The following is a 9,197-nucleotide window of genomic DNA, read 5'->3' on the forward strand; positions in this document are numbered from 1 at the left end:
GGCTGAATATTCAGGTGATCGTTTCGGATCAACAAGAACAGCAACGCCGGGTTGAAAGCCGTTCAAGTGATATTGCCGGCTTGGTCCCGCCTACTTGGCAGTCGGTATTGGCGCATGAGTATGAGCCTTGGGGTGAACTGCCGCTGACGCTCGATACGGCGCTTGTGACAGCCGATCAGGCAGTGGCGTTGGTGCTGACGCACATCAAATTCGTGGCGAGCAGGCTTGCCCCGCGTGGGGCTGCGAAGCAGCCCCAATAAAACCGCCGCAGTGCTTCAGGTAAACCCATCGCCTGAGTTTAGGGCGGCTTCGCGCCCCAACGCGCAAGCCCGCTCACCACACCAAGCACACTCGCCACAGGTAAGCCGACCTTAAAGCACCGCCCCCATCGCCTTCATCAACACCGGGTCGCGCCCATAAATGTCCGGCGCGTACACCAGCCCACCCTGGCGATCGACTTCCACCGTCCAGTACCCCAACAGCACCGGCACGGGTGTGGCCAGCCTGAATTCATGGGTCACGCCGGTGGCGAGCAGTTCGTCGGTGCGCGTGCGTTCGGCCGGGCTCACCAGCAGGTCGCGCAGCAGCAACGGTTGCTCAACCCTCACACAACCCGAGCTGAATGCACGTGGCCCTTTGGTAAACAGCGGCTTGCTGGGCGTGTCGTGCAAATACACCGAGTACGGGTTGGGAAAGCGCATCACGATCTTGCCCAGCGGGTTGCGCGGGCCGGCGTCCTGGCGCAGGAGAATATTGCCGGGGCGCGCCCAGTCGATCTGTTCAGGCGCCAACGGGCGGCCTTCAGGGTCGAGCACTTGCAGGTTCTGCTGGCGCAGGTATTCAGGGTTGAGGCGGATGGCCGGGAGTTTGTCCTCACGCATGATGGTCGGCGGGATGGTCCAGGTGGGGTTCAGGGTCAGCCGGGTGATGCGCGACTTGAGCAGCGGCGTCTGGCGCTCGGCACGCCCGACTTGCAGGCGGGTTTGCCACACAGGGATGCCGCTTTGGTAGACGCTCAATTGCGCGGCGGCGACGTTGACCAGTACGCCTTCGGGCTCCAGGTCCTGGGCCAGCCAGCGGAAACGCTCCAGGTTGATACGCAGTTGGTCGCGGCGCATCGCCGGGCTGATGTTGAGCTCGGCCACGGTGCCGGCGCCGATCACGCCATCGGCCTGTAACGAGTGGCTGAGCTGAAAGGCCTTGACCGCCTTGACCAGTTCATCACGGTATTGCTTGCCATTGCCACTGGGCGCGTTGGCCAGGTAGCCACCGCGGTACAAGCGCTGCGCCAGTTCCGGCACGCGTGGGTCTTCCATGCCGGGGCGCAGTAATGGCCCGCTGGCGACCGGGTCCCAATGCGGCAACGGTTGCAGGCGCACGGTGGCATAGGCATTGCGCAAACTGCGGTAAAGGTCGGCGCTGGGGCGCGCCTGATCAAAAGCGTGGGCCATGTCTTGCAAGCCGCTGGCGGCGAAGGCCAGCACCTCGGTATTCGGGTCGCGGGTCGGCGGCTGGGAATGCCACAGCGGCTCGAAGCGTGATTGCTGCAGGCGCCCATAATGCAGATCCTGCAGGGCTTGCAGGTACTGGCGGCTGACGTCGATATCGCTGCACAGCACGTTGGCCGCGGCGTCCGCCGTGGGCAGGCTATAGTGAGTGGGGTCCAGGCCGTCGTCGGCCAGCATCAGCAACTGTGTGTGCAAGGCTTGGCGGCGAGCATCGTCTGACCACAGCGGCACATCACCCTGCTGCTGGTAAAACGCTTGCAGGCGCGATTGCGTCGCCGCGTCGATGTGGGGAACAAGGCTTGGGCAAACGCCGGGCAACTGCGCGAGGGCCTGTTGCACCGGGCTTGTAGACGCCACAGGTACAGGATCCACCGGCAGCTCATCGGCTGTCGCGACCAGTGGTGCAACGAGCAGGCAAATGCTCAAGTAACATGCGTGTTTTTTGAACAATTGACTGGGCTCCAATCCACAGCGGGGGACGCTTTGTAGATGCTGACTTTTATGTGCCGCTTCGGTTTGATCACCGTCACCCTGGCGACGCTGAGCAATTTTGCGCTCGCCGCCAATGGGAATCCTCCTAACTTGTATAGCAGCCTGGCGCGCTCGGCTCCAGAACTCAATCCCACTGTATTGAAAAGCGCCCTGAGCGCCATGCAGTGCGCGGTCAATAACGGTGAGGAACGCTCAGAGCGCCTAGCGGTTATTGATTATTCCCAGCCCTCGACCGCTCGTCGGCTATGGATCTTCGATTTACGCAAAAAAACCTTGGTGCTGCGCGACCTGGTGGCCCACGGGGCGAAATCCGGGGAAAACTTCGCCACCCAGTTTTCCAACCGCGAAGGCAGCCACCAGTCCAGCCTGGGGCTGTTCCGCACCCAGGAAAGCTACCTCGGCGCTCACGGCTACTCGCTGCGCATGGACGGCCTGGAGCCCGGCTTTAATGATCAGGCGCGTGACCGCGCGCTGGTGATCCATGCGGCCGACTACGTCAATTCCGCGTGGAGCAAGCGCGAAGGCCGTATCGGTCGCAGCCAGGGCTGTCCGGCCGTACGCCCGCAGGTGGCGCGCCAGGTGGTGGATAAGCTCAAGGATGGGCAGTTCATGTTTTCCTGGTACCCGGACCAGCGCTGGTTGAAGTCTTCAACCTATCTCAACTGCAAGCCCCAACAGGTGGCGAGTAGTCGTACAATCCGTGGTGGTTAGCCTGTCCCCACAGATAAGAGAGAGCGTCGCATGCTTTTACACCAATCCACCTGGATCGAGATCGGGCAGTTTCTGGAACGCAGCCGCACCGTGGTGATTCCCATCGGTTCCAACGAACAGCACGGCCCCACCGGCCTTCTGGGCACTGACTGGATGTGCCCGGAGATCATCGCCCATGAGGCGCAAAAGAATGCCGACATCCTGATCGGCCCGACCTTCAACATTGGCATGGCCCAGCACCACCTGGGCTTTCCCGGCACCATTTCCCTGCGCCCTTGCACCTTCATCGCCGCGATTGGCGACTGGGTACGTTCGTTGGCCGGGCATGGTTTCGAGAAGATCCTGTTTCTGAACGGCCACGGCGGCAATATCGCCACCATTGAAGCGGCGTTTTCCGAGCTGTACGCCGAGGCGAGCTTCGCCCGCCGGCCGGCCGGGTTCGCGCTGAAGCTGGTGAACTGGTGGGACCTGGAAGGCGTCACCGACCTGGCGCAGCGCCAATTCCCGGTCGGCCACGGTAGCCACGCTACGCCGTCGGAAATCGCAGTGACGCAGTGGGCGTACCCGGATGCGATCAAGTCAGCCGACTATTCGCCGCAAATCGCCAACACCGGGCCGATCCGTGAGGCGCTGGACTTCCGCGCACGCTTCCCCGACGGGCGCATGGGTTCGGACCCGGCGCTGGCGACAGTGGAAAAAGGCGGTGAGTTGGTGGCGTTGGCGGCTAAAGGGCTGGTCAAGACCGTGAACAGCTTCAGTCGCGAAGCAAAACCCTAAGCACTAGACAAAGCAAAATGTGGGAGCGGTGGTGCGACGATTCGACTGGCTCGCGAAAGCGGTGGGTCAGTCAGTAAATGCATCGACTGATACTCCGCATTCGCGAGCAAGCCCGCTCCCACATTCTACCTGTGTACTGCCTTTAGCTACTTGCAGTCCTGGGCCGCCAATTCAAGCCGCGACGGCTTGATCGCCGAGGCCAGCGGCTTGCGCTCGTACAGGAACACTTTGGTGCCGTCCTGGGACTTGTAGGCTTCCAGCACGTCATCGGCGGCAATCTTGCTGGTCAACACCACCTTGGCGTGGCGTGAGTTCTGCGTCACGGTCGAGCTGATGCCGTGCTTTTCAAGCTTGGGCAGTACACATTGCACATAGCTTTCGGGGGTCTTGTCCGTTTGCAGCGTCAGGGTCGGAGCATTGGGAGCCGTGATACAACCGGTCAGCAACAAGGAAGCAAAAGCCAGGGCCGGGACAAAAAAAGAGCGCATAAACATTCCTGAAAATTAACCAATAGGGTTCACATCGATCCGCACATCACCCGGCGCGGACCAGGGCCTTGAGCGACGCATCAAACTGCTTCAATGCATTGAGCTGTACATCACGCTGCTGTTCAATCTGCGCGGCAATTTCCGGGGCCGCCTTGTCATGCACCCAAACCGATGGCACCTGCTTGTGCACCGAGCCTTCGGCTTTAGCGATGTATTGCAGGTCCGCATCATAGAACCGAGCAACAAAACGCGCCTCGACCTGGTCGTTACGCTGGGTCAGCAGTTGGTTATGGGTGTCGAGCATCACCACCACATCAGGGTGCGCCTGCACCAGTTCATCCAGGCTGCTATAGACCGTCACGCTGCGAAAAGTGCCCTGCAATGAATTCATCAGCCAATCAATCGCCAGTTCCGGGTCTGAACTGTTGACGAACGCCTCGCGGATGCGCCCGTCAAGGGCATCCTTGGCGCCGTTCATGGCCATGGCGTGGTAGCGTTCAAGGTAGCTGAGGTTGTCGCGGGTGTTTTCGCTGTACAACACCCCCACCGACTGCGCGTGCTGCAGGGAGTCTACGCTACCGGCGAGTGCCAGCAAATGGCCCGTACGCAGATCATCGGCAATTGCCGGGTTGGTCAGCACCGTGGTGCCGAGCATCAGCATGATTAAACCCAGTTGGATTATCGTCCTCATCGCGCATTTCCTTGAACAGCGTCTCGATGGGGTGATTCTGCGCTTTTGGCATAAAAACAGAACTTGCGATGCTTGATGGTGACTATCATTTGAACCGATAGTGTCGGGTATATCGATCTCTATAAAACTATAAGGACCACGCCATGAAGCCCCACCAGAAAACCTTCGACCGCATCCGCGAAGCCGTATTGCCGGAGTTTCGCGAGCGGGTCGCCGATTACCTGGTCGATTATGAAAACGTGCTGCAGGATCAAACCGCCGATGCCGATCAGTGCAACGCCAGCGCCCAGCAACTGCGCGGCTACCTACGGGGCCTGAACACCACACGGGTGCTGGGCATGGCGGACTGGGAAGACCTGGATCGGCGCGTGGCCCACGAATGGCTGTAAACCGCTAGAGCGGCGGGCGTTGCAGGTCGACCCACGCCTGCACTGATGGCCGCTGCCACTGGCACCGCGCGTAGTCCACCAACTCGGCCGGCACACTGTCACCATTGAGGATCAAGCGGTTGAGCATCACCGCCAGGTCCACATCGGCAATTGACCAGTCGCCGAACAAATACTTGGGATTGCCTGCCAGCAATGCCTGCGCCGCATTGATCAGCTTACGCGCGGCCGCTTCGCCGTCGGGCGACAATGGCGGCATTCTCTGCCCGTAGAACACTACTAACGTCGAACGCTCCTGGCGAATCGGCAACAAGTCGCTGCGCAGCCACGCCTGCACCTGTCGCGCCTTCGCCCGCTGTTTTGGCCCGCTGGGGTACACCGGCGTTTCGGGGTAGGCCTGCTCCAGGTATTCGGTGATTGCGGAAGATTCCGACAGCGCAAAGTCGCCTTCCACTAACGTCGGCACGCGCTGTGTCAGGGACAATTGGGCGTAGTCCCCAGCTTTGTGTCGTGCGCTGTCCAGGTCGACGGTATGCGTGTCAAACGCCAGGCCTTTTTCGTGCAAGGTCACGAACACGGACATGGCATAGGGGCTGGTGAATTGGGCATCTACATATAAGCGCAGCGCGTGTGGATTCATAGCGGGGTCTCTTTGAGTGAGCGCCCAATCTACGAGATTGGCGGCAAGTATAACAATGCGCGCTTTTTATGGGGGCATTCCTGGGGGGAATGCCAACAGCACACGGAACGTACTGTTGCTGGCGATACGTAAACAACCAACCATCAGCCACGCCTAAGCGCTTTTCCTAAGCGCTTTTCAACGCCTGATCAAATAGATAAGCCATCATATTATTTAAAAACACCTCCTGCCCGGTATCGACCGCAGTGCCTGTAATGTCATACGACACAAGATTTATATCACTGACGGCAACGACCCTATCCAGAGTACCCCCTACAGTCCAGGCAAGCACATTAGTGCCAACAGTCGCTAAGACCCTACTCCCCGCAGGAAGCTGTGCAGCGCTGATTGCGAAGGCGCCAGAGCCTTTTAACGGAATGCCAGAAGAGTCGCCAAAATAAGTGTTTAAATACTCTGTTGTCGAGGACACTCCCGTGTAGCTTTGCGCAAACGTTCCGGTCAGGGTACCGACATGCCCAAATTGCTGGAGGACATTGATCGCACCGGCCGTCGGAGAATGGTCACAGACCAATAGTATAACGCCCCCTCGCTCAGCATATTCCTTCAATCTAATGGCGTCTGCAGCTGTAAAGCTGCTCATAAAAAGACCCACCAGCAGCACATCATATCTGGCTTTTAGTTCAGCCGCAGTCACAGGCGAGCCGAGGATGTCAGCCGATGCATTGGCCGTGTTAACTGCCTGTACTTTTTTATATATTCCTGCCGGGCCGTAATTTGAAGGTGCCTCAACCTGCTGCTTGAAATTTGAATACTTAGAATCAATGATTGTGTTCTCTGAGAAACCTAACTGTATGACTGGCAATGTTACCGGTAACGCAACCGGGTCAACCGGATCAACCCGCTTAATCGGCACAGACGAACAGCAGGCATGGTGCGCGTGAACGTGTACATGCACATGTATCTCTGCACCGTGTTCAGAACAGTGGCCAGAGTGCTTGTCACAACATTCACGACTCTTCGTGCAGGACACTTCACGTAGGCATTGGGTTGAATCAGACATGATTGATACTCCTGTGGGCCGTGAGCGCTCAGCGCACAGGCGGGTGAATAACGCATCATCGGTGTTCATCAGTTCCTGCCGGAGACTGAAGTGCGAACACTACATACCTGACCCCGCGCGCTGTCTACTGTCATAATTAACAGGTTCTTTTTTACCTAAACCCTGTAAAAACAGCCCTTCATTAATACCGATAGAATCAGGCTTAACCCGCAAACCCTCCAACCGTCAGGCATTCACTCTCCTGATCAGTAGCCGTAAGGCCCAACACCGCACTGCGATGGGGAAACCGCCCGAACCGTTCAATGATATTTGCGGGCTCTTTGGCCCAAGGGTAGCGACTGGCATCCAGACGCTGACTCAACTCAACGCATGCCGGATTGGGAAGACCTGGACAGGCGTGGGCACGCGCTGGTTTACGGAGCGCTGAGCGAAGTCCGCCGTCTGGTTCTGTGCGGTGTCCAGGTCCAGTGCGACGGCTTCGAAGGCCAGGCCTTTTTCGTGCAGAGTGACGAACGCCGAGATGGCGTAGGGCTGGTGAATTGGGCATCTACCTACAGGCGCAACGCGCGTGGATTCGTAACGGGTATCCTTGAGTGAGCGCCCAACCTGCGAGATCGGCGGCCGAGATGACAATGCATGCTTTGATTGGAGGTATGACCGGCAGCAATACCTACCGTGCAACAGCATCGTCTAAGGCGCTTACATTATCGACATGCAGGATAAGAGCAGCCGACTTGCTTCACGCCTTTACCTGTTTACCTACCTGCTAGCGTTTTTCCAACACCTTATCAAAGAGGTAGGCCATCATATTGTTCAAGAATCTCTCCTGCCCGTTATCTATTTCAGTCCCAGCCACATCAAACTGCGTAAGGCTGAAATGGCTCATCGCAACCACTCGGCCCTCAGTAGCGCCTACAGTCCAGAAAAGCAGATTGGAACCCGAGGTGGCTAACACCCTGCTACCCGAGGGAGGTTGCCCAGACGTTACCACCAATAATGAGTGCCCCTTGAGCGTTACGCCAGACGAGTCACCAAAATAGCTGCTTAACCTTTCCGTCGCAGAGGCTACGCCACTGTACGCCACAGCAGTGGCTTTCGTAAGGACACCCGTATGTCCAAACTGCTGTAGAACATTCGTCATCCCCGCCGTCGTGGCCCCATCACACGTCAATAATACAACACCTCCCAACGCGGCATACTCTTTCAGCCTGACGGCTTCCGCCACTGTAAATGGACTGCCATGCAGACCGACAGAAAGCACATCATAGGTCGCCTTTAACTGAGCCGCTGTTAACGCAGAGGAAATAATATCTTTTGATGCATCCAACGTTGTTACAGCCCGAATTTTATTATAAACCCCACCCACCCCATAATTTGAAGGCGCGTTAACCTGCACCATTAACTCTGGGTAATGGGGACTGCCCATTGCAACACCATAAAAGCCAAACCTGATGACAGGTAGTTCAATTGGCTTAACTGGGTTATCCGGTTTTTGATCGAGTTTCTGATCTGTTTTTTCAGCGGGCTGCTCAACCGAACAAACCGTTTTGGACGGACAACAGTGAAGGTGTCGGTGAATGTGTACATGCACCTGTATCTCTGCACCGTGTTCAGAACAGTGGCCAGAGTGCTTGTCACAACATTCACGACTCTTCGTGCAGGACACTTCACAGTGGCATTGGGTTGAATCAGACATGATTGATACTCCTGTGGGCCGTGAGCGCTCAGCGCACAGGCGGGTGAATAACGCATCATCGGTGTTCATCAGTTCCTGGCGGAGACTGAAGTGCGAACACTACATACCTGACCCCGCGTGCTGTCTACTGTCATAATTAACAGGTTCTTTTTACCTAAACGCTGTAAAAACAGCCCTTCATTAATACCGATAGAATCAGGCTTAACCCGTAAACCCTCTAACCGTCAGGCATTCACTCTCCTGATCAGTAGCCGTAAGGCCCAACACCGCATTGCGATGGGGAAAGCGCCCGAACCATTCAATGATGTTCGCGGGTTCTTTGGCCCAAGGGTAGGCACTGGCGAGTGGTAACGAGCTGGCGGGGCAATCCCCATACGGACCGTTGAAGGCGATGTCATCGGTGTTCAGTGGCAAGTCACGAATGATGAACGTCTGCGAACAGTTGCCGAACCCGGACGATTGACGCGCCCAGGACTCATTGAGAATTAATCGCATTCACGTACTCATGGAGCGACGCTGGCAATTTCATGATGTGCGCAACACTGAAGAGCCACTGTGGGCGGGCTTGACGCCGATGGCGGAGTTTCAGCCAGCGCATTTGCCAGCTGACCCACCGCTATCGGGAGCAAGCCCCTTCCCACATGTTTATTTACCCCGCGTTACGCCAGTTCAGCCCGCAGTTGGCGCGCAGCAGTGACCATATGACTCAACGCCGCTTCCGTTTCCGACCAGCCACGGGTGTTAAAGC

The 9,197-nt window shown here is 57.5% G+C and carries 12 protein-coding genes and 1 pseudogene; 4 read left to right on the plus strand and 9 right to left on the minus strand.

Going from position 1 to position 9,197, the window contains the following annotated elements:
* Positions 1 to 260 (plus strand): annotated as a pseudogene (locus E0F99_RS26690) (AAA family ATPase); the annotation flags it as partial.
* Between the two features lie 111 nt (positions 261 to 371).
* Here E0F99_RS26690 and E0F99_RS26695 read toward each other — a convergent pair.
* Entirely contained in the window at positions 372 to 1,958 is a 1,587-nt protein-coding gene (locus E0F99_RS26695) for a L,D-transpeptidase family protein (protein ID WP_083358138.1), read from the minus strand.
* Between the two features lie 39 nt (positions 1,959 to 1,997).
* Here E0F99_RS26695 and E0F99_RS26700 point away from each other — a divergent pair, with 39 nt between their 5' ends.
* Both E0F99_RS26700 and E0F99_RS26705 read left to right on the plus strand, forming a co-directional pair.
* Positions 1,998 to 2,711: a murein L,D-transpeptidase catalytic domain family protein gene (locus E0F99_RS26700; protein ID WP_083358137.1), complete on the plus strand. Its 714-nt coding sequence runs from the start codon at positions 1,998 to 2,000 to the stop codon at positions 2,709 to 2,711.
* Between the two features lie 30 nt (positions 2,712 to 2,741).
* Positions 2,742 to 3,488 carry a creatininase family protein gene (locus E0F99_RS26705; RefSeq protein ID WP_083358136.1) on the plus strand — a complete coding sequence of 249 codons (747 nt, stop codon included), beginning with the start codon at positions 2,742 to 2,744 and terminating at the stop codon, positions 3,486 to 3,488.
* Between the two features lie 146 nt (positions 3,489 to 3,634).
* Here E0F99_RS26705 and E0F99_RS26715 read toward each other — a convergent pair whose 3' ends face one another.
* Both E0F99_RS26715 and E0F99_RS26720 read right to left on the minus strand, forming a co-directional pair.
* Positions 3,635 to 3,976: a hypothetical protein gene (locus E0F99_RS26715; RefSeq protein ID WP_083358135.1), complete on the minus strand. Its 342-nt coding sequence runs from the start codon at positions 3,974 to 3,976 to the stop codon at positions 3,635 to 3,637.
* A gap of 46 nt (positions 3,977 to 4,022) precedes the next feature.
* The gene (locus E0F99_RS26720) at positions 4,023 to 4,667 is read right to left on the minus strand and encodes an ATPase (protein WP_083358134.1); all 645 of its coding nucleotides are present in this window, start codon (positions 4,665 to 4,667) and stop codon (positions 4,023 to 4,025) included.
* Positions 4,668 to 4,810: 143 nt separating this feature from the next.
* Between E0F99_RS26720 and E0F99_RS26725 the strand changes: the two genes are divergently transcribed.
* Positions 4,811 to 5,056, plus strand: a complete 246-nt coding sequence (locus E0F99_RS26725) for a hypothetical protein (protein WP_083358133.1) — start codon at positions 4,811 to 4,813, stop codon at positions 5,054 to 5,056.
* Positions 5,057 to 5,060: 4 nt separating this feature from the next.
* On the opposite strand, the gene yfcF is transcribed toward E0F99_RS26725, so the two are convergent.
* The 6 genes from yfcF to E0F99_RS31315 all read right to left on the minus strand — a co-directional run bounded on the left by yfcF (position 5,061) and on the right by E0F99_RS31315 (position 8,944).
* Entirely contained in the window at positions 5,061 to 5,693 is a 633-nt protein-coding gene (yfcF, locus tag E0F99_RS26730; RefSeq protein WP_083358132.1) for a glutathione transferase, read from the minus strand.
* A gap of 166 nt (positions 5,694 to 5,859) precedes the next feature.
* Positions 5,860 to 6,753: a type 1 glutamine amidotransferase family protein gene (locus E0F99_RS26735; protein ID WP_232000055.1), complete on the minus strand. Its 894-nt coding sequence runs from the start codon at positions 6,751 to 6,753 to the stop codon at positions 5,860 to 5,862.
* A 202-nt stretch (positions 6,754 to 6,955) separates the two neighbouring features.
* Positions 6,956 to 7,114, minus strand: coding sequence for a DUF924 family protein (locus E0F99_RS26740; RefSeq protein WP_083358131.1), 159 nt, complete (start codon positions 7,112 to 7,114; stop codon positions 6,956 to 6,958).
* A complete protein-coding gene (locus E0F99_RS30700) occupies positions 7,111 to 7,440 on the minus strand; it encodes a hypothetical protein (protein WP_408003395.1) in 330 nt (109 codons plus the stop codon). The genes E0F99_RS26740 and E0F99_RS30700 overlap by 4 nt, the downstream gene beginning before the upstream one ends.
* Before the next feature lie 79 nt (positions 7,441 to 7,519).
* The gene (locus tag E0F99_RS26750; protein ID WP_232000054.1) at positions 7,520 to 8,449 is read right to left on the minus strand and encodes a hypothetical protein; all 930 of its coding nucleotides are present in this window, start codon (positions 8,447 to 8,449) and stop codon (positions 7,520 to 7,522) included.
* A 201-nt stretch (positions 8,450 to 8,650) separates the two neighbouring features.
* Complete coding sequence (locus tag E0F99_RS31315; RefSeq protein ID WP_408003394.1) at positions 8,651 to 8,944, minus strand: DUF924 family protein; 294 nt, start codon at positions 8,942 to 8,944, stop codon at positions 8,651 to 8,653.
* Positions 8,945 to 9,197: the final 253 nt, after the last annotated feature.

The sequence above is a fragment of the Pseudomonas antarctica genome, from assembly GCF_900624995.1.
GTDB classification, from domain to species: Bacteria; Pseudomonadota; Gammaproteobacteria; order Pseudomonadales; family Pseudomonadaceae; genus Aquipseudomonas; species Aquipseudomonas antarctica.